The sequence below is a fragment of the Micromonospora sp. NPDC049204 genome (assembly GCF_040647935.1).
GTDB lineage: Bacteria > Actinomycetota > Actinomycetes > Mycobacteriales > Micromonosporaceae > Micromonospora.
Window position 1 is genome coordinate 243,791 of sequence record NZ_JBEZDC010000006.1, and the last position, 18,894, is coordinate 262,684.

Annotated in this window: 19 protein-coding genes; 10 read left to right on the top strand and 9 right to left on the bottom strand. The window is 71.4% G+C overall.

Annotation, left to right across the window (positions count from 1 at the left end; translation table 11 throughout):
* Positions 1–132: 132 nt before the first annotated feature.
* Entirely contained in the window at positions 133–663 is a 531-nt protein-coding gene (locus AB0A90_RS14475; RefSeq protein WP_357246727.1) for a M48 family metallopeptidase, read from the bottom strand.
* 512 nt (positions 664–1,175) lie between these two features.
* Here AB0A90_RS14475 and AB0A90_RS14480 point away from each other — a divergent pair.
* From AB0A90_RS14480 to AB0A90_RS14490, 3 genes are all read left to right on the top strand, one after another.
* A complete protein-coding gene (locus AB0A90_RS14480) occupies positions 1,176–1,346 on the top strand; it encodes a DUF5679 domain-containing protein (RefSeq protein WP_167457767.1) in 171 nt (56 codons plus the stop codon).
* 216 nt (positions 1,347–1,562) lie between these two features.
* Positions 1,563–2,675 carry a hypothetical protein gene (locus AB0A90_RS14485; RefSeq protein WP_357246730.1) on the top strand — a complete coding sequence of 371 codons (1,113 nt, stop codon included), beginning with the start codon at positions 1,563–1,565 and terminating at the stop codon, positions 2,673–2,675.
* A complete protein-coding gene (locus tag AB0A90_RS14490) occupies positions 2,672–4,018 on the top strand; it encodes an AarF/ABC1/UbiB kinase family protein (protein ID WP_357246733.1) in 1,347 nt (448 codons plus the stop codon). Before AB0A90_RS14485 ends, AB0A90_RS14490 begins: the two co-directional genes overlap by 4 nt.
* Positions 4,019–4,318: 300 nt before the next feature.
* Here AB0A90_RS14490 and AB0A90_RS14495 read toward each other — a convergent pair whose 3' ends face one another.
* From AB0A90_RS14495 to AB0A90_RS14505, 3 genes are all read right to left on the bottom strand, one after another.
* Positions 4,319–4,684 carry a WhiB family transcriptional regulator gene (locus AB0A90_RS14495; RefSeq protein WP_328420094.1) on the bottom strand — a complete coding sequence of 122 codons (366 nt, stop codon included), beginning with the start codon at positions 4,682–4,684 and terminating at the stop codon, positions 4,319–4,321.
* A gap of 130 nt (positions 4,685–4,814) precedes the next feature.
* Positions 4,815–5,063: a hypothetical protein gene (locus AB0A90_RS14500; RefSeq protein WP_357246735.1), complete on the bottom strand. Its 249-nt coding sequence runs from the start codon at positions 5,061–5,063 to the stop codon at positions 4,815–4,817.
* A gap of 122 nt (positions 5,064–5,185) precedes the next feature.
* On the bottom strand, positions 5,186–7,351 hold the full coding sequence (locus AB0A90_RS14505) for an ATP-dependent DNA helicase UvrD2 (protein ID WP_357246738.1): 2,166 nt from the start codon (positions 7,349–7,351) through the stop codon (positions 5,186–5,188).
* A 92-nt stretch (positions 7,352–7,443) separates the two neighbouring features.
* On the opposite strand from AB0A90_RS14505, the gene AB0A90_RS14510 reads away from it, so the two are divergent.
* Positions 7,444–7,686: a mycoredoxin gene (locus AB0A90_RS14510; protein WP_357066605.1), complete on the top strand. Its 243-nt coding sequence runs from the start codon at positions 7,444–7,446 to the stop codon at positions 7,684–7,686.
* A gap of 70 nt (positions 7,687–7,756) precedes the next feature.
* Here the strand turns inward: AB0A90_RS14510 and AB0A90_RS14515 are convergent, their stop codons facing one another.
* Entirely contained in the window at positions 7,757–9,061 is a 1,305-nt protein-coding gene (locus tag AB0A90_RS14515) for an MFS transporter (RefSeq protein WP_357247172.1), read from the bottom strand.
* A gap of 214 nt (positions 9,062–9,275) precedes the next feature.
* Between AB0A90_RS14515 and AB0A90_RS14520 the strand changes: the two genes are divergently transcribed.
* From AB0A90_RS14520 to AB0A90_RS14530, 3 genes are all read left to right on the top strand, one after another.
* On the top strand, positions 9,276–10,256 hold the full coding sequence (locus AB0A90_RS14520; RefSeq protein WP_357246741.1) for a helix-turn-helix transcriptional regulator: 981 nt from the start codon (positions 9,276–9,278) through the stop codon (positions 10,254–10,256).
* A 74-nt stretch (positions 10,257–10,330) separates the two neighbouring features.
* Entirely contained in the window at positions 10,331–10,570 is a 240-nt protein-coding gene (locus AB0A90_RS14525; RefSeq protein ID WP_357246744.1) for a DUF397 domain-containing protein, read from the top strand.
* Positions 10,571–10,781: 211 nt separating this feature from the next.
* Positions 10,782–11,057, top strand: a complete 276-nt coding sequence (locus tag AB0A90_RS14530) for a hypothetical protein (protein WP_357246746.1) — start codon at positions 10,782–10,784, stop codon at positions 11,055–11,057.
* 122 nt (positions 11,058–11,179) lie between these two features.
* Here the strand turns inward: AB0A90_RS14530 and nudC are convergent, their stop codons facing one another.
* The 4 genes from nudC to AB0A90_RS14550 all read right to left on the bottom strand — a co-directional run bounded on the left by nudC (position 11,180) and on the right by AB0A90_RS14550 (position 16,004).
* Positions 11,180–12,139 (bottom strand): NAD(+) diphosphatase, encoded by a 960-nt coding sequence (nudC, locus tag AB0A90_RS14535; RefSeq protein WP_357246749.1) that lies wholly within the window; start codon positions 12,137–12,139, stop codon positions 11,180–11,182.
* 76 nt (positions 12,140–12,215) lie between these two features.
* On the bottom strand, positions 12,216–13,571 hold the full coding sequence (locus tag AB0A90_RS14540) for a pitrilysin family protein (RefSeq protein WP_357246752.1): 1,356 nt from the start codon (positions 13,569–13,571) through the stop codon (positions 12,216–12,218).
* Positions 13,568–14,878, bottom strand: a complete 1,311-nt coding sequence (locus AB0A90_RS14545) for a pitrilysin family protein (RefSeq protein WP_357246754.1) — start codon at positions 14,876–14,878, stop codon at positions 13,568–13,570. Before AB0A90_RS14545 ends, AB0A90_RS14540 begins: the two co-directional genes overlap by 4 nt.
* 10 nt (positions 14,879–14,888) lie before the next feature.
* Positions 14,889–16,004 carry an LLM class flavin-dependent oxidoreductase gene (locus tag AB0A90_RS14550; protein ID WP_357246757.1) on the bottom strand — a complete coding sequence of 372 codons (1,116 nt, stop codon included), beginning with the start codon at positions 16,002–16,004 and terminating at the stop codon, positions 14,889–14,891.
* Between the two features lie 171 nt (positions 16,005–16,175).
* On the opposite strand from AB0A90_RS14550, the gene AB0A90_RS14555 reads away from it, so the two are divergent.
* Genes AB0A90_RS14555 through AB0A90_RS14565 form a run of 3 tightly spaced genes read left to right on the top strand, consistent with a single transcriptional unit; the run spans position 16,176 to position 18,893 of the window.
* Positions 16,176–17,243: an ABC transporter substrate-binding protein gene (locus tag AB0A90_RS14555; RefSeq protein WP_357246760.1), complete on the top strand. Its 1,068-nt coding sequence runs from the start codon at positions 16,176–16,178 to the stop codon at positions 17,241–17,243.
* Positions 17,240–18,019, top strand: coding sequence for an ABC transporter ATP-binding protein (locus tag AB0A90_RS14560; protein ID WP_357246763.1), 780 nt, complete (start codon positions 17,240–17,242; stop codon positions 18,017–18,019). Before AB0A90_RS14555 ends, AB0A90_RS14560 begins: the two co-directional genes overlap by 4 nt.
* Positions 18,009–18,893 carry an ABC transporter permease gene (locus AB0A90_RS14565; protein WP_357246766.1) on the top strand — a complete coding sequence of 295 codons (885 nt, stop codon included), beginning with the start codon at positions 18,009–18,011 and terminating at the stop codon, positions 18,891–18,893. Before AB0A90_RS14560 ends, AB0A90_RS14565 begins: the two co-directional genes overlap by 11 nt.
* Position 18,894 lies beyond the last annotated feature (1 nt).

The following is an 18,894-nucleotide window of genomic DNA, read 5'->3' on the forward strand; positions in this document are numbered from 1 at the left end:
CCCGCATGGCCGCCCCGCACGGCCGCCACCGCGCCGCGCCCGCCGGCATGATCGACTCGATTTCATTGACAGCGCGACCTCCGGAGGGCATCGACCGCGCGGCATTCAGGAAGCCGAGTGGATCTAGGTCGATCAGGTGGGGAGGGGAGCGCCGGAGGCGGCGGCAACACCTTCGAGGTAGCCGCGGGCACGTTCGGCTTTGGGGTAGCGGCCGACCAACGCCCAGAACCGCGCGTTGTGGCTGGGCACGATCAGGTGTGCCAGCTCGTGCAGCAGCACGTAGTCGATCACCCAGTCCGGCATTTCCTGAACGCGGTGTGAGATCCGGATGCTGCGGTCGGCAGGGGTGCACGAACCCCATCGGCCGTTCTGGTTGGTGACCCATCGGACGCTGGCGGGCACCGCCTTCGTGGCGTACCCGGGGAGGTAGAGGTCGATGAGCCGGGTGGCACGGGCCAGCAGCTCCGCGTCGGATCGGGCCAGGCGGCCCTCGCGGGCGGCGAGCCGGGCGAGCATCCGGTCGACCCACTCGCTCTCCTCGGCCCGGGAGAACTGATCCGGGATGAGAACGACGACTCGCTCACCGTCACGGTACGCGGACACCGTACGTCGCCGACGCTGGCTGCGCCGCACCTCGACGACCGGCTTGCGCGTCCCCGCCATCACTGGCCCGCGCAGCCTCGGCTACGTGTCACGAAGGAAAGCTAATGCCCACTGACCAGGGGTCCGCAAGAGTCAACCACCCGACACGCGCCCGGAAAGTGGTGATTAGTCGACAGGCGTCCCGAAAATTTCTTGACCGCAGCGGCACCGCACCACCTCGTCACCCTTGGTGAACACCGATGGCGCCGGTACGCGGCACTTCCCCACCGTAAGTGATCACGGTGCCAAACGCCCCTCGGGGGCACTCGCACGGGTGTCTGTGGGGGTTTGGTCGGCGTGTCCCCGCCAAACTGACTTATCCGACCTATTTCGCCATGCACACTCTCGACGTCGACTAGCTCACAGTGTCGATGCACAGCTGACATGGAACCGCCCAGACCTGGGTAGGGTCCGCGGACCAGCGGTCACGTAGGTGGCCGTGGAGTGAGACCCAGCGCCGGCGCCCCGTGTGGCCCGCCGCCGGGCACCCCGCCGGGACGGCATCGACCGGCGGACGAGACGAGGAGGGCACCGTGGCCGACCAGGCCCAGACGACCTACAACGGTTACTGCGTGAAGTGCAAGGAGAAGCGGGACTTCGAGGGGCACGTCGAGGTCTCGAAGACCGGAATGAACATGGCAAAGGGCAAGTGTCCGGTATGCGGAACAACAGTGAACCGCATCCTGGGCAAGGCCAAGGTCTGACCCGTACGAGCGGCGGGGGCGGGGTGGCCGACGGTCACCCCGCCCCGTTGCCGTCTCTGCCGGTCGCCGGGTTGCCGGTGCCCTGTCGGGTGGCCGACAGCCCCGTCGACGGGCTGTGGATAACCCGGCAAAGCCTGTGGACAACGCTGGACAGCGGCCTGAGCGCCTGTGGACAACGATCGACCGAGCGCGAAGAAGTGCTCACGATTGGTGACCATGAGCCGCACCGTTCTGCCCCGCCCCACGTTGCTGCCCGGCCTCAACCGGCTGTGGCGAGACCGCCACACCCTCCAGCTCGGCGTCGGCCCCGGGCCGGCGGTGCTGCTGGAGCTGGCCAACCCGCGTGCCGCCCGTCTGCTCGACCTGCTCGACGGCACCCACAGCGAGCGCGCCGTGCTGGCTCGGGCGGCCGCCGCGCAGGTCACCCACGACGACGCGCGTACCCTGCTCGACGCCCTGCGTGCGGCCGGCCTGCTGGTGCCCGCGCACAGCCTGCTCCCCCGTGACCTGGCCGGCCCCGCCCGCGCCCGGCTCACCGCGGAGGCCGGCGCGCTGGCCCTCGCCGCCGCTCGGCTACCCGGCACCCCCGCCCAGGTCCTGCGTCGACGACGGGTCGCCCGAGTCGTGCTCACCGGCGCCGGGGCGCTTGGCGGGCCGCTGACGGTGGCGTTGGCGCAGGCCGGCGTCGGGCAGGTGGTTCCCCTCCTCACCGGCCCGGTGCGCCCCGTCGACCTGGTCGGCACCGGCGTTCCCGCCACCGAGCTGGGTCATCCGCTGGCGTCGGCGGTACGGACGGCGGTCGACCGCGTCGCGCCGGGCACCAACACCCAGCCGGTCCGAGCCGGCCGGGTGGACCTGGTGATCCAACTCGGCACGGACCGGCCGCCCGCGCTGCTCGCCGCCGGTCTCGCCCAGCGCCGACAGCCACACCTGCTGGTCACCCTGCGCGAGGGCGTACCGGTCATCGGGCCGCTGGTCTGCCCGCCCGCCGGACCCTGCCTGCACTGCGTCGAGCTGCACCGGGCCGACCGCGACCCGGACTGGCCGCGGCTCGCCGCCCAACTCGCCGCGGCCGACCCGGTGGCCGCCGGCGCGACCGGCACGCTGCTCGCCGCCATCGGGTACGCGCTGGCCGAGGCCCTGACACAGCTCGACGGCGGGCAGCCGGAGACGCTGGGCGCAGCCATGGAGATCACTGGTGCGGGTCGTTTCCGACGTCGAGGCTGGCCGCCACACCCGGCGTGTGAGTGCTCTGGTGGGCGAGTGTCCGCACCAGCCCGGCCGCAGAGCAGCAGCGAAGCCCTCCGGTCGGTAACAATGGCCGAGTGACCGACATCCCGCGCCGCGCCGTGTCCCGCACCGCCAAGCTCGCCGCCCTGCCGCTCGGCTTCGCCGGCCGGACCGTTCTCGGCATGGGAAAGCGCGTCACCGGGCTCGCCTCCGACGTGATCTCCGCGGAGATCCAGCAGCGCACCGCCGAGCAGCTGTTCAGCGTGTTGGGCCAGCTCAAGGGCGGGGCGATGAAGTTCGGCCAGGCGTTGTCGGTCTTCGAGGCCGCGTTGCCGGAGGAGATCGCCGCGCCGTATCGCCAGGCGCTGACCAAGCTCCAGGAGGCGGCGCCCCCGCTGCCGGTCGCCAGCGTGCACAAGGTGCTGGCCGAGCAGCTCGGCCCGGCCTGGCGGGACCGGTTCGTCGAGTTCAACGACGTCCCGGCGGCCGCGGCCAGCATCGGCCAGGTGCACCGGGCGCGGTGGCGTGAGCCGGGGTTCGACGAGTCGGGCGCGCCGAACAGCCGCGACGTGGCTGTCAAGATCCAGTATCCGGGGGCCGGCGAGGCGCTGCTCTCCGACCTGAAGCAGCTCTCCCGCCTGGGCGGGATGTTCCGGGCCATCCAGCCCGGCCTGGACGTCAAGCCACTCCTTGTCGAGTTGCGGGAGCGGATCACCGAGGAACTGGACTACGAGTTGGAGGCCGAGTCGCAGCGCGCCTTCGCCGAGGCGTACGCCGACGACCCGGAGATCTACATCCCGAAGGTGATCAACGCGGCACCCCGGGTGCTGGTCACCGAGTGGGTGACGGGCACTCCGCTGGCCGACATCATCCGCGAGGGCACCGAGGAGGAGCGGGACGAGGCGGGCCGGTTGATGGCCACCCTGCACCTTTCCGCGCCGCAGCGGGCCGGGCTGCTGCACGCCGACCCGCACCCGGGAAACTTCCGGATGCTGCCGGACGGCCGACTCGGGGTGATCGACTTCGGCGCGGTGGCCCGGATGCCCGAGGGCACGCCGGAGCCGATCGGTCGCATCGCCGCGCTGGCCCTGCGCGGTGACGCCGACGAGGTGGTGGCCGGGCTGCGGTCGGAGGGCTTCATCGGCGCCACCGAGGAGATCGACGCCGAGGGGGTGCTCGACTTCGTCCGCCCGATGCTGGAGCCCATCGCGGCCGACGGGTTCCGGTTCACCCGGGCCTGGCTGCGGGGCGAGGCGGGCCGACTCGCCAGCCCCCGCTCCCCCACCTACCAGCTGAGCAGGCAGCTCAACCTGCCGCCGTCGTACCTGCTGATCCACCGGGTGACGCTCGGCTCGATCGGGGTCCTCTGCCAGTTGGAGGCGAAGGCCCCGTACCGCAGCATCCTGGAACGCTGGCTGCCCGGTTTCGCCCCGGTCGCCTGACCACGCACGTCGAAAAGGGCGGGTGCCGGTCGGCACCCGCCCTTCCTCGCATCGGGGTGGTACTAGAGAACGCCCAGGTCGCGAGCCGTCTGGTTGCGGCTGTTCATAGCGACGGTACGGGCGGATCGGGTTGCCTCAGTGCGCGTGGTGGTACGACCGGCCTGAGGCCGACGCGTTCGAGCCCTGGACAACGCTTGGTGGAGTAGTTGCATCTCGAAGGCTCCGGTCGAAAGGTTGAACATCGTCATCTCGCTCACTGCCGGTGTGCCACCGGCGTAGTTGGTACGGGTCGGGAACATGTCAGGCTGCCAGCCGGACCGCGCCACGCACCTCGGACAGCCCACTGGCCGCCAGGCGCGCCTCGGCCTCGACCCGAAGCTCGGCGTCACGCGCGACGTCCTCCTTGCGCGGACGGCCACGGGGCCGCTTACGCGGAACAACCGCGCCACGCTCGAAGATCTCGCCGCCCCAGACGCCCCACGGTTCCGCACGCTCCACCGCCCCGGCCAGGCACTCGACGCGCAGCGGGCAGTCCCCGCAGAGCGACTTGGCCAGCTCGAGCTCGGCAGGCGAGTCGGAGAACCACAGGTCGGGGTCGAACTTCCGGCAGGGCAGGTTCGCCTCCATCTCGACGCTCACGTCGAGGGGGGCCAACGCCAGACTCATCTCCCGCTCACCTCTCTCTCACTTCGATCTCATGGATCGCATTCCGACGTACTGAAGACGGGCAAAAAACTGAGGCCGCGGATCCCGGTAAGCGGGTTCCGCGGCCTCGAGGTGAGCCGGTGTCTGATGGTCAGACCGGTTTACCTCGAGGCGGAACGCCGCGGACATCCGTGCGCTTCATGGCGACCTGGATGCCATTGCCAGTGGACCCACTGGTCCCCTCGACTCCGACTGGTGCGACGGTCAGGATCAGCTCGGCCTGAACCTGGTGCACCTGCGGAACCGACGGCCGTGCAGCCGCAAGGGCCACCCGGACAGCCGACAGCGGAGCGTGGACAGACGGCATCGCCGTCAGACGCTCATAGGTGAAGATCTTCACGGGTGCCACCTCCCTCACGTTCCTCGAATCGACTGAACCAACCCCCGTGAGCAGCCGGAATGGCGCCGCTCGCGTGGTGTGTCCTGAGGCTATTCCTCGCGCCGGGGCGAGGGCAAACGAATTTACGACTGGATTTCGAAAGTTTTCTCCGGGCAGACGTCGTCCACCCCGGCACCGTCCACGAGGGCCAGCACCGATTCCCCATAAAGGCCCAGCTTGCGGGGGCCGATACCGGCGATGGCGATCAACTCCTCGGGCCGGCCGGGCCGCCGCTCGGCCAACGCGACAAGCGTCGCGTCGGTGAAGACCACGTACGCCGGGACCTTCTGCGCCCCGGCCACCCGCTGCCGCCACTCGCGCAGCCGCTCGTGCAGCTCCTCGTCGATGTCGGACGGGCAGGTGGGGCAGCGGCCGAGCTTGCGGTCCGGGCCGGCGAGCAGGGTTGCGCCGCAGATCCGGCAGGAGACGATCTGGGTGCGCCGCCGCTCGGGACGGCGGGCCGGACCGGTGCCGGCGGTCGCCCGTTCGGTGCCGCCCGAGCGGTCCAGTTGGGGCAGGAACCGCGACGGCCGCCGGGCTCGTCCGCCCGGTGAGCGCGCGGCGGCGTACGACAGCCAGAGCCACTGCCGCGCGCGGGTGATGCCGACGTAGAGCAGCCGGCGTTCCTCCTCGACCTGCTCGACGGTCTTGGCGTACGTGGTCGGCAGCGTGCCCTCGGCGAGGCCGACCAGGAAGACCGCGTCCCACTCCAGACCCTTGGCCGAGTGCAACGAGGCGAGGGTCACCCCGTCCACCGTCGGTACGTGCTGCTGGGCGGCCCGCCGGGCCAACTCCTCGGTGAAGTCGGTGAGGGTGACGGGGCGTTCCACCGACGCGGCCTCGCCGATCGGCACCACCTCGGGGGTGGCCGCGTACTCCTCGGAGAGCTGGACCAGCGCGGACAGCGCCTCCCACCGCTCGCGGGCGGCGCCGCCGGCCGGGGGCGCGTCCGGGGCCCAGCCGACCGCGGTGAGCGCCTCGACGACGGCGGTCGGCAGCGGTGTCTCCCCGGGGATCGACCGGGTGGCCGACCGCAACGCGACCATCGCCTGGCGCACCTCGGTCCGTTCGAAGAACCGCTCCGCGCCCTGCACGACGTACGGCACCTCGGCCTCGGTGAGCGCCTTCTCGTACGCCTCGGACTGCGCGTTGACCCGGAACAGCACGGCGATCTCCTTCGCCGGCGTACCCGAATCGATGAGGGACCGGCAGCGCGCGGCCACCGCGTTGGCCTCGGCCGGCTCGTCGGTGAAGATCCGCAGGTCCGGTTCCGGCCCGGGTGGGCGTTGCCCGCTCAACTCCAGCCGCAGCCGCGCCTCGGTGCCCCTGGCCTGGGCGATCACCGCGTTGGCCAGCCCGACCACCTGCGGGGTGGACCGGTAGTCGCGGACCAGCCGGACCACCGTGGCGCCCCGGTGCCGGCGGGGGAAGTCGACCAGGTACGCCGAGGTCGCCCCGGTGAACGAGTAGATCGTCTGGCTGGCGTCGCCGACCACGGTGAGGTCGTTGCGGCCGGCCAGCCAGGCGTCGAGCAGGCGCTGCTGGAGGGGGTTGACGTCCTGGTACTCGTCGACCACGAAGTGCCGGTACTGGGTGCGGACCTGCTCGCCGACGTCCGAGTGCTCCTCGATCCCCCACACCGCGGCCCGCAGCATGTCCTCGAAGTCGATCACCCCGTTCGACCGTTTGAGCTGCTCGTACGCGGTGAACACGTCGGCGACCTTCGCCGGTTCGTGCGGTGTGTCGCGCAGCGCCCGGGCCGCGGACACCACGTAGTCCGTCGGCTCTACCAACGACGACTTCGCCCACTCGATCTCACCGGCCAGGTCCCGCGCCGCGGCCCGGTCGGTGCGCAGGCCGACCCGGGCGGCGGCGAGGGTGACCAGCCGCACCTTGCTGTCCAGCAGCTCGGGCATGGCCCGGCCGGACAGCAGCCGAGGCGCGAAGTACCGCACCTGGCGCAGCGCGGCGGCGTGGAACGTGCGCGCCTGCACACCGCCCACCCCGAGCACGGTGAGCCGGCTCCGCATCTCGGCGGCGGCCCGGGCGGTGAAGGTGACCGCGAGCACGTGCCGGGGGGAGATCTCGCCGGAGAGCACCCGATGGGCGATCCGGGAGGTGATCGCCCGGGTCTTGCCGGTGCCGGCGCCGGCCAGGATGCAGACCGGGCCGGCGGGTGCGGTCACGGCGGAGCGTTGCTCCGGGTCCAGCCCGGCGAGCACCCGTTCCGACGCTGAGTGAACCACCACAACCAGGAATCATCTCAGCTCCTCCCAGCGTTGCAGCGAACAGCCTCGGCTTGATCCGCAAGCCGCGGCCGGAGGAGTTGGAGGATCCGAGGATGCTGACGATGTATTCCACCCCCTGGTGCGGCTACTGCCACCGCCTGAAGTCGCAGCTCGACCGGGAGGGCATCGGGTACGAGGTGGTCGACATCGAGCAGGACCCGAAGGCTGCGGAGTTCGTGATGAGCGTCAACGGCGGCAACCAGACGGTGCCGACGCTGCGCTTCGCCGACGGCAGCGCCCTGACGAACCCCTCGATCACCCAGGTCAAGCAACACCTGGAGACCCTCGACGCCTGATCGGCCGGGTCGCTTTCGGAACGAGCGGTCGCCCCAGTCGGGGCGGCCGCTCGTTCGTGTCCGGTATCCGTCACCCGGGCGGTCGCCGGCGGGTGCCCGTCGACACCGGCCGCGCGGCGTCCTCGACCGGTCCCCGGGGCGCCGGGACCCTCGGGCCGGTCGGACGGGTCGGCGGCGTGGGTGGGCGGGTGCCGGGCGGGGCGCTCAGGTGCCGACCCCGCCAGAGGTAACTGCCGGCCGCCAGTGCGGCCATCCCCACCAGCACGAACAGCATCCGGTAGTCCACGAAACCGACGAGCAACGCGCCCGCCCCGATGGAGAACGCCTGCGGCCCGCTGACCACCGCCTGGGTGGCCGCGGCGACCCGACCGACAAGCGCCGGCGGGGTCCGGCGCTGGATCAGCGTGTGCAGACCCACCATCGTCAGGGGCAGGGAGACGCCGGCCAGCAGCACGGCCGCGAAGGCGAGCCGAAGATCGGGGTACGCGAGCACGAACGCGGCTGGCGAGAAGAAGGCCACCCCGGCGGCCAGGGTGCCGACCTCTCCGAACCGGCGGACCAGCGCCGGTGAGCAGAGTCCACCGAGTAGCCCGCCGACGCCCTGCACGGTGACCAGCACACCCACGAACGCGGCGTCGCGGTTGAGCCCCTGGTCGACGTACGCGAAGATGAGCGACTCGCTGAAGCCCATCACCAGTGACCCGAGCCCGTAGCCGAGCAGCGCCCGACGCAGGGCTGGCTCGCCGGCCAAATGCCGCAGGCCGGCGCCCAACTCGGCCGGCCAGCGCAATCGCGTGGGCGAGGGCGCCTGTTGCGGGGTGGGTAGCGCGGTCACCACCGCCGCCGCGGTCAGAAATCCGACCATGCCGATCCCGGCCAACGCCCACCCGCCGAGCGCCGCGTAGAGCGCCGCGCCGGCCAGCGGACCGATCAACCGCATCCCCTGCCGTACGGTCTGCAGCACGCCGTTCGCCTCCGCGAGCAACTCGACCGGCACCAACTCCCGGATGAGCCCGCTGAGCGCCGCGCCGAGGGTGATCGACGACAACCCGTACAGGGCCGCCACCAGGTAGACGACCCAGACGTCACCCGCGTCCGCGACGGTGAACAGGGGGGTGAGCACCACGGCGGTGACCACGTTGGCGGCGACGAAGAACGGCCGGCGTGGGTAGCGGTCGACGAACCAGCCGATCACCGGTGCCAGCGTCATCGGGGCGACGACGGCGAAGATGGTGCCGCCGGCGAGCCCGTTGGAGCCGGTCAGGTCCTTGACCCAGATCGCGAGCGCGAGCAGCAGGATCGACTCGGCGGTCATGCTGGCCAGCAGACCGCCGAAGAGCAGACGGAAGTCGGGGCGGCGCAGGACGGTGCGCATGGGTCCCTCCGGCGGGATGGCGTGCCCGGGTGGGCGTGGTCGACGGGGCTGCGACCGCAGGTCCGTCGTCATCCGGCATTCCTGTGGTCCATTTTTGTCAGACACGCCCCCGTCGGAACCTCCGACGCCGGTCGCGCCGTCCATACTGGCCGTGGGGGGCGAATTTCATACAGTTACCGTCGCGTCTGCGGCGGTCGACGGGAAAGAGGACACTGTGCCTCCTGCCGCACCCAGCCCGATAATGCGTCGCCGACGGTTGGGCCTGGAACTGCGCCGCCTGCGCGAGACCGCGGGGCTCACCGGCGATCAGGTCATCGAGAGGATCGGTTGGGCGTCGGCGTCCAAACTGTCCCGCCTGGAGAACGGCCGCAGCCGACCGGACCCGCAGGACGTCGGCGTACTGCTGGCCCTGTACGGGGCCGACGAGGCAACCCACGCGGAGCTGCTCGGCATCGCCGGCGAGGCCGGCGACATGCGGGGCTGGTTGAAGAACTTCCCGGTCATGACGCAGCAGCAGCGTAGCTGGGCCGAGCTGGAGGCGGGCTGCGCGGAGATCTCCGAGTACAACCCGGTGTTGGTGCCGGGCCTGTTGCAGACCCCCGGGTACGCCAAGGTGCGGCTCGTCTCGGCCCGCGAGGTGAGCGCGGGCGCCGGTGAACCGGAGCCGGGCGACGACCTCGACACCGAGGTGCAGGCGCGAATGGCCCGCCAGTCGCTGCTGACCCGGGAGCCGCACGCGCCGCGCTACACCGCGGTCCTGGAGGAGGCGGCCCTCGGTAACCGGGCCGGACCACCCGAGGTGCTGCACGAGCAACTGGTCCAGCTCTGCGAGCTGGCCCTGCTGCCCAACGTGACGCTGCACGTCCTGTTGCGGGACACCCCGGTCGGCAACTGGTACCTGCCGCCGACCGCGTTCTCCGTCTACCGGTTCGCCGATCCGCTCGATCCGGAGACATTGGCCATCGAAGGGGGGTTCACCGACGTCATGTCGACCGAGGTAATCCCACTAAATAGCTATAAAGTAGTGTTCGAGTGGCTATGCACGGCGGCACTAACCGCCTCGGAAACCCTCTCCTGGCTGATCGAGTCGACGGGACGGCTGACCGAGGCGGTGCCCCCATCCACAGTGGCGTTCGGGCCGGCAACGGCGCCGACCCAACGCCGCAGGGACTCGGGGCGGCTGACGGAACGGTGATCCACGGGGGCCCATCCGTCGGGACGTGCGACACCACTCGTCCCATCGGATCGGTTCACACCAGGAGCAGAACCATGAACGACATCCGCAACACGCCGTCCGTCTCCGCCCGCTCGTTGGCGGACGCCCCGTGGCGTACCAGCACACGAAGCCAGACCTCCAACTGCGTCGAGGTCGCCCCCCTGGGCACCGGCCGGCCCGCTGTCGCGCTGCGCGACAGCAAGGACCGAGGCGGCCCGGTGCTGCTGTTCAATCGGGCCGGATGGCTCGGCTTCATCGCCGGAGCGAAGGGCGGCCAGTTCGATCTGAACTGACCCGGTGACCGGGGCGGGGCCGTCGGCACACTGCCGGCGGCCCCGTCGCGTTCCGGGCGCAAGCCCGCTGAGCAGGCATCGGATGATCGGACGAGGCTCAGAATCAATAGGCGAGTTTGCGTTGCCGGGATGTTCACGCGGCGTAACATGGCCATCGAGTTCGTGGAACTTCCACACTGGCTCTTCCGTCGCGGTTCATCCGGAGACCCTCATGCGGTTCCTGATCGTTCGCACCGACATCCGCGCCGTCGCCGACGGGGACATCGCCGCCGCCTGGGCGGACGGCCACCGACTTCGCGACGAGACGACCGCGCCCGAGCCGCGACGGCAGATCGTGCACGCCGAGGACCGGGACGCCGCACTGCTGCTGGCTCGCGCCCTGGCCGCGGTCGGCGCGGTCCGCGCCGGCCGGCAACGGGTCAAGGTCCTGCCGCTGAGCGAGCCCCGCCCCGCCTTCCGCAACAGATCCAACCGCACCAGCACCTGACTCAGACGTCCGTCGTGGTCGGACCGGCTCCCCCGCCGCGTTCTACGCACCGCCGACCACGACGGCCCGTGTTCCCGGCCTGTGACCGCCGCGGCAACGGCGGCCACAGGCCGGGACCGTGCTCACCGGTCGGCGTCCACCCAACCGTCCAGCCAACGGTGGATGAGGAACAGCGCAATCGACGACGGTGGGGGCAGGATCAACCGAGCCCCGTCACCCACGTCGACGGTCTGCCCGGCCAGCGCCGCCCCGATCTCCCGGCGCGTGAACCACCTCGCATACGCGATCTCGGACGGATCGACCCGCACCGGATCGGTCGGGTCGGCCGTGGCCAGGAAGCCCAACATCAGCGAGCCGGGGAACGGCCAGGCCTGACTGCCCACGTACCCGATGCGCTCGATCCCGATGCCCACCTCCTCGCGGACCTCGCGCAGCACGGCGGCCTCCGCCGACTCGCCCGGCTCGACGTAGCCGGCCAGACACGAGTAGCGCCGCCCGTCCGGGGTGCCCGCCCAGCCGGCGTTGTTGCCGAGCAGGCAGCGCCCGTCCGGGCCGTCCACGCCGTCGTGCACCAGCACGATCATCGCCGGGTCGGTGCGCGGCCAGATCCGCCCACCGTTGCGGTCCACCCGGGACCAGCCCGCCTCGTCCATGGCGGTCGGTGCCCCGGTGCTCGACGAGTAGCCGTGCCGGCTGTGCCAGTTGGTCAGGGCCAGCGCGGTCGTGAAGATACCGGCCTCCCGGTCGGCGAGCAGGTGACCCACCTCGCGCAGGTTGACCGCCCGGGTCCCCGGCAGCTCCGGCAGCGGTGCGTCGACCGCGAAGACCGGCACCCCGTCCGGCTCGACACCGAGGAACATCGCCGTCGACTCCGACCCGGCCGGTACGTCGGCCGCGGCGAGCAGCACGAGCGCCGGCGGGGACGTGTCGGCGCGGGCCAGCGTGCGGCCCTCGGCGGACGAGTCGAGCACCAACACCCGGGCGCGTAGCCACGCCTCGGTCAACCACTGCGAGTCGCCCCGCCGGTGTGCCGCCCGATCCAGGGTGGACCGGGCCAACGGCGGCGCGGCCTCCCCGCTCACGCCCGCGCTCCGCTACGCTCCGCGCCGGCGCGAGACGGCCCGCTGCTGAGCCTCAGGGTTCGCTCACCACGCTCGCTCACGACACCGACTCGGTACGGATCGTGGTGAGCGCGGCCAGCCCCGGCGTGACCCGCTCGGCGTCGCCGAGCACCACGACCGCCGCCCGGGCCGGTGCCAGGTACCGGGCCGCCGCCCGCGCGACATCGTCGATGCTCGCCTTCGCCAACCTGGCCGAGTACTCGGCGAGGAAGTCCAGGCGCAGGCCGTTGCCGGCGTACGCGCTCGTCAACGCGGCCAGTCCCGCCTGGGTGGACATGCCGAGCTGAAGGGTGCCCAGGGCGTACTGACGGGCCTGCTCCAACTCATCGGGCTTCGGCGGCAGCGACGCCAGCCGACCCAGCTCGTACGTCGTCTCCAGCAACGCCGGCCCGGTGACCTCGGTGGCCACCTCGGCGGAGGCGACAAGCACCGACCCGGCCACGGAGTGCTCGATCCCCGAGTGCGGGCCGTACGTGTAGCCCTTGTCCTCGCGGATGTTCTCCACCCAACGGGAGGAGAAGTAGCCGCCGAAGATCAGGTTGGCCAGTTGCAGCGGAGCGTGGTCCGGATCGGTGCGGGACACCGCCGGAAGCGCGATCCGCAACGAGGACTGCACCGATCCGGGTCGGTCGACGAGCAACAGCGGCCCCGGCTCCAGCGGCGGCGTCGCCGGCAACTCCGCGACCCGCCCGGCGCCGGCCCAGTCGCCGAGCGCCCGCTCGGCCGCGTCCAGGGCCTTCTCCGGCTGCACGTCGCCGACCAGCACCAACTGCGCGCCGGCCGGGTGGACCCGCTCGCCGTGCAGGGTGCGCAGCGCCGCCGGCCGAACGGCGCGGATCTGGCCGGGCTCCGGGGTCTGCGTCGCGTACGGGTGCCGGCCGTAGATCCGCTTCAGCAGCGCCTCCCGGGCCAGGTGCGACGGTTGGCTCTGCGCCACCTGGATCCGGTCGACGAGCCGGTCCCGTTCGGTGGCCACCTCGTCGCCCGGGTAGCTGGCGCCGGTCAGCACCTCGGCCAGCAGTTCCAGCATCCGGTCCAGGCCGGTGACCAGGCCCGCGCCGGAGAGCATCAGCCGGTCCGGGTCGACGCCCGCGGAGAGCCCGCCGCCCACCTTCTGCAACTCCGCGGCGATCTGCACACTCGTCATCGACTCGGTGCCGGACAGCATGGTCTGCGAGAGCATCGCGCCGCGGGCCAGGTGGACCCGGCCGAACGGCACCCAGAGCCGCAACTCGACGAGCGGCACGGCGGGCCGGCGTACGGCGATCACCGTGAGGCCGTTGCGCAGCGTGCGCTCGGCCTGCTTGGGCACCTTGAGCTTGCGGGTCGGGCCGAGCGGAGGCAGCGTACGCGGCCCGGCGGGAGCGGTGGTGGTAGCAGTAGCAGCCGTCATCGGGCACCTCCGGCAATGACCTCGATCGCGGCGCGGCGTTCCGGGCGCACGGTGGCCGCGGCGGCCCGGACCTGCTCCTCGGTGACCTCGCCGACCAGCCGGGGCAGCTCGTTGAGCAGGCCCGGTTCGCCGCGTTGCTGCTCCAGCACGGCCATCCGCAGCGCCCGGCCGAGCACCGCGTCGGTGTCGCGCAGCAGGTGCGTCGCCATCCGGGCCTGGGTGCGGTCCAGCTCACCGTCGGTCAGCCCGTCGGTGGCCAGCCGGTCCAACTCCTCGTCGATGGTGCGCAGCACCTTGTCCACGTCGCCCCCGGGCGGCAGGTGCGCCTGCAACAGCAACGCCGTGGGATCGCGGACATCGAAGGGATCGCCCATGAAGCCGAGGTATCCGCCGAGGCTGGTCACCGTGCGGTCCCGCTGTACCAGGCGCTCGACGAGCCGCGACGCGTCACCGTCGGTGAGCACCTCGGCCAACACCACGTAGGGCAGGTAGCCGGCGAAATCGGTGATCGGGTCGGGCACCCGCCAGGCCCCGGCGACCGCCGGAAGCGGCGCCAGGGCATCGGTGTACGAGGTGCGCCGCTCGGCGGTCAGGTCGGGCTCGGTGAAGTCGGGCCGAACCGGTGCCGGGCGGGCCGGCACGTCACCGAAGTGCCTGTTGACCAGCTCGGTCGCCTCGGCCACGTCGATGTCCCCGCTGACCGCGAGGACCGCGTTGCCGCTGGCGTAGTAGCGGCGGAAGAAGTCCGCGGCGTCGGCGACGGTCGCCGACTCCAGGTCGTCGAAGGAGCCGTAGCCGTCGTGCGCGTTCGGGAAGGTGTCGAACATGACCGGCGGCAGGGTCAACCAGGGGAAACCGCCGTACGGTCGGTTGAGGACGTTGACCCGGATCTCCTCCTTGACCACGTCGACCTGGTTGCGCAGGTTCTCCTCGGTCAGCCGGGGGCCGCGCATCCGGTCCGCCTCCAGGAACAGCGCGCGTTCCAGCGCGTTGCTCGGCAGCGTCTCGAAGTAGTCGGTGTAGTCCAGGTGGGTGGAGCCGTTGAACGTCCCACCCGCCCCCTGCACGTGCCGGAAGTGGGCCAGCTTCTCCAGATTTTCCGAGCCCTGGAACATCAGGTGCTCGAAGAGGTGGGCGAAGCCGGTACGTCCCTCCGGTTCCGAACGGATGCCGACGTCGTAGACCACCGCCACCCCGATCACCGGGGCGCTGCGATCAGGGGTGAGCACCACCCGCAGGCCGTTGTCGAGGGTGAACCGCTCGACCGGATACTTCGTCGCTGGAATTCTGGATCTCCGCGCAGGCACGGAGTCGACCCTAGCGCGTCGACACCCCCACCACCCGCGACCTCAGCGGAGCCGCCGAAACCGGGGCGGTGACGAGGGGCAGCACCTCGGCGCCGACCCGCTCGGCCTCCTCCCGGTGCGGCCAGCCGGAGAGGATGAACTCGTCGACGCCGAGCGCGGCGTACTCGTCGATCCGGGCCGCGACCTCGGCGTAGCTGCCGACCAGCGCGGTGCCGGCACCCTCGCGGACGAGGCCGACACCTGCCCACAGGTTCGGTGCGACGGTGAGACCGTCGGTGCGACCGGCGTTGAGCGCGGCCATCCGGGCCTGTCCGACCGAGTCCATCCGGCGGAATCTGGCCTGGGCGGCGACGATCCGCTCCGGGCTCATCCCGGCCAGCAGCCGGTCGGCCTCCGCCCAGGCCTCGGCGCTTGTGGGCCGGGCGATGACGTGCAGTCGCAGTCCCGTGCGCAGGGTACGACCGTGTTCGGCGGCGAGCGCCCGGACGCGGGTGACCCGGGCCGCGATCGACGCCTGCGGCTCACCCCACATCAGGTAGACGTCGGCCTGTCGGGCGGCCACCGTCTCGGCGGCCGGGGACGCGCCGCCGAAGTAGACCGGCGGCGGCTCGGCCAGTGGGGTGGCCAGGCCGCCGCCCTCGACCCGGTAGTGCGTGCCGGTGTAGTCGAAGGGCCGTCCGGCCCAGGCGCGGCGGAGCACCTCGATGAACTCACCGGTACGCGCGTAGCGGTCGTCGTGCCCGAGGAAGTCGCCGTACGCCCGCTGCTCGGCCGGGTCGCCGCCGGTCACGATGTTGAGCGACAGCCGACCACCGGAGACGGCCTGGAACGCCTCGGCCTGCTGGGCGATCAGGGTGGGCAGCGCGAAGCCGGCCCGGACCGCGACCAGCATGCCGAGCCGCTCGGTGTGCTGGGCGATCGCCGCGCAGACGATCCACGGGTCGGGGCAGCCGGCGCCCACGGGCGTGAGGACGGCGGTGAAGCCGTGCGCCTCGGCGGCCCGGCCGACCTCGGCCAGGTACGCCACCGTGGCGGCGCGGTCGTGTCGGGCGGCACCCGCCGTGACGGTGGCGGCACCGACCTGGTCGCCGTCGCCGGAGGTGGGCAGGAACCAGTGGAAGGTCATCGCACAGTCGCCTCTCTGACAGTTGCCGGGCGCCGTACCCTAGCAAGCTGGTAGGAAATACCGACATAGGCGAGACGCACCTTCCCGGCATGTGGATGAGTCTTGACGCTGACCACGGCCTGGCCCACTCTTCCTACCAACTAAGTAGGAATACTGCGGATTGGATGGACGATGAGACGGCACCCCTTGCGCCGGTTGGTCACCCTGGCCACCCTTGCCGCCCTCGGGGCGGCGACTGTGGGCAGCGCCGCCGCGTGCGGCAACGACAGCGACGGCTCCGGTGGCGCCTCTGGCGGCCCGGTGACCCTACGTCTCGGCTACTTCCCCAACATCACCCACGCACCGGCGGTCGTCGGGGTGGAGAAGGGCATCTTCGCCGAGAAGCTCGGCGCCGACGTCAAGTTGGATCCGAAGACCTTCAACGCCGGTCCGGAGGCCATCGAGGCGATCTTCTCCGGCGCGCTGGATGCCACCTACATCGGTCCGAACCCGACGGTGAACGCCTTCTCCAAGTCCAAGGGCGAGGCCGTCCGGGTCATCTCCGGCGCGGCCTCCGGCGGCGTGGCGCTGGTGGTCAAGCCCGGCATCACGGGCGCGCAGGACCTGAAGGGCAAGAAGATCTCCACCCCGCAGCTGGGCAACACCCAGGACGTGGCGGTCCGTTACTGGCTCAAGCAGCAGGGTCTGACCACCACCAAGGAGGGTGGCGGCGACGTCAAGATCGTGCCGCAGCAGAACGCACAGACCCTGGAGACGTTCCGAAGCGGCGCGATCGACGGCGCCTGGGTGCCCGAGCCGTTCGTCTCGCAACTCCTGAACGCCGGCGGCAAGGTGCTTGTCGACGAGCGCGACCTGTGGCCGGACAAGAAGTTCGTCATCACCAACCTGCTGGTCAGCACGAAGTTCCTGAAGGCGCATCCGGACGTGGTGCAGAAGCTGGTTGACGGCCAGGTGGCCGCGAACGAGTTCGTCAACAGCAAGCCCGAGGAGGCCCAGCAGGCCATCTCCGACGCGATCGGCAAGATCACCGGCAAGCCGCTGGACCTGAAGCTGATCAAGCAGGCGTGGCCGACGTTGGAGTTCACCAACGACCCGATCCCCACGTCTTTGAAGGCGGGCCTCGACCACGCCGTCGAGGTCAAGCTGACCGAACCGGTCGACCTCAAGGGCCTGTACGACCTCAAGTACCTCAACAACGCCCTCAAGGCGGCCGGCAAGCCCGAGGTCACCCAGCCATGACGTCGACCACGACGACGCCGCAGAGCGCGACCACCGCGGTCGCGCTCTCCGGGGTGACCAAGGTGTACGGACGCGGGCCGAACGCCGTCCTGGCCCTGGACGGGGTGTCGTTGGACGTCGCGCCCGGCGAGTTCGTCTGTCTGGTCGGCGCGTCCGGCTGCGGCAAGAGCACCCTGCTCAACCTGGTGGCCGGGCTGGACCGGGTCAGCGGTGGGCAGATCACTCTGGCCGGTGGGGTCAACCCGGGCCTGATGTTCCAGGAGCCGGCGCTCTTTCCGTGGCTGACCGTCGACGCCAACGTGGAGGTGCCGCTGAAGCTGCGCCGGCTCCCCCGGGCCCAACGCCGCGAGCGGGTGGCCGAGCTGCTGCGTACGGTGCACCTGGCCGACTTCGGCCGCAAGCGCCCCCACGAACTCTCCGGAGGCATGCGGCAACGAGTCGCGCTGGCCCGCACGCTGGCCCTGGACACCCCGGTGCTGCTGATGGACGAGCCGTTCGGCGCGCTGGACGCGATGACCCGGGACATCCTGCACGACGAGCTGGAACGGATCTGGTCCGAGCGCAAGCTGTCGGTGCTCTTCGTGACGCACAACGTCCGCGAGGCCGCCCGACTGGCCGACCGGATCATCCTGCTCTCCAGCCGTCCCGGTCGGATCATCTACTCCACCGAGGTGAACATCCCGCGCCCTCGTCGGATCGACTCCCCCGAGGTCGCCGCCATCGCCGCCGAGGTCACCGAGCGGCTCCGTACGGAGGTGGGCCGCCATGGCCAATGACACCCTCACCAGCTCGGCGCGTACCGACGCGGAGATCTCCGGTCTGGACGCGCTGGAGATCGCCGGCCGGGACAAGGAGGTCTCCCGGGGCGCGCGCTTCTGGGCGGCCACCTGGCCCAAGTTGGCGGCGCTGGCCATCGCCATCCTGGCGTGGCAGCTCGTGGTCTGGTCGGGCTGGAAGCCGCCGTACTCGCTGCCCGGTCCGCTGGAGGTGGGCCGCGAGCTGGTGGAGCAGGCCCAGGGTCCCCAGCTCTGGGAGGGCCTGGTCACCACGCTCCGCCGGGCCGCCCTCGGATACGTCTTCTCGGTCGCCGTCGGCCTGCTGCTGGGCCTGGCGGTGGCCCAGTCCAAGGTGCTCCGGGCCGCCATCGGCTCGATGATCACCGCGTTGCAGACCATGCCGTCGATCGCCTGGTTCCCGCTGGCCATCCTGCTGTTCGAGCTGAGCGAGAAGGCGATCTTCTTCGTGGTGGTGCTCGGTGCCGCGCCGTCCATCGCCAACGGGGTGATCTCCGGCGTGGACTACGTACCGCCACTGCTCAAGCGCGCCGGCCGCAACCTGGGCGCCCGAGGGCTCAACCTCTACCGGTACGTCATCGCGCCGGCCGCCCTGCCGGCGATCGTCGCCGGTCTGAAGCAGGGGTGGGCCTTCTCCTGGCGCAGCCTGATGGCCGGTGAACTGCTCGTGGTCGGCATCTCACAGACGTCGCTCGGCGCCCAGCTCACCTACTCCCGCGAGTTGTCCGACGCGCCCTGGCTGCTCTCCACGATGATCGTGATTCTGGTCGTCGGCCTGGTCGTGGACGCCGCGTTCGGCGCGGCGGACAAGGCGATCCGGCGGCGCTGGGGCGTGCTCGACCAGGCGGGCAACTGAG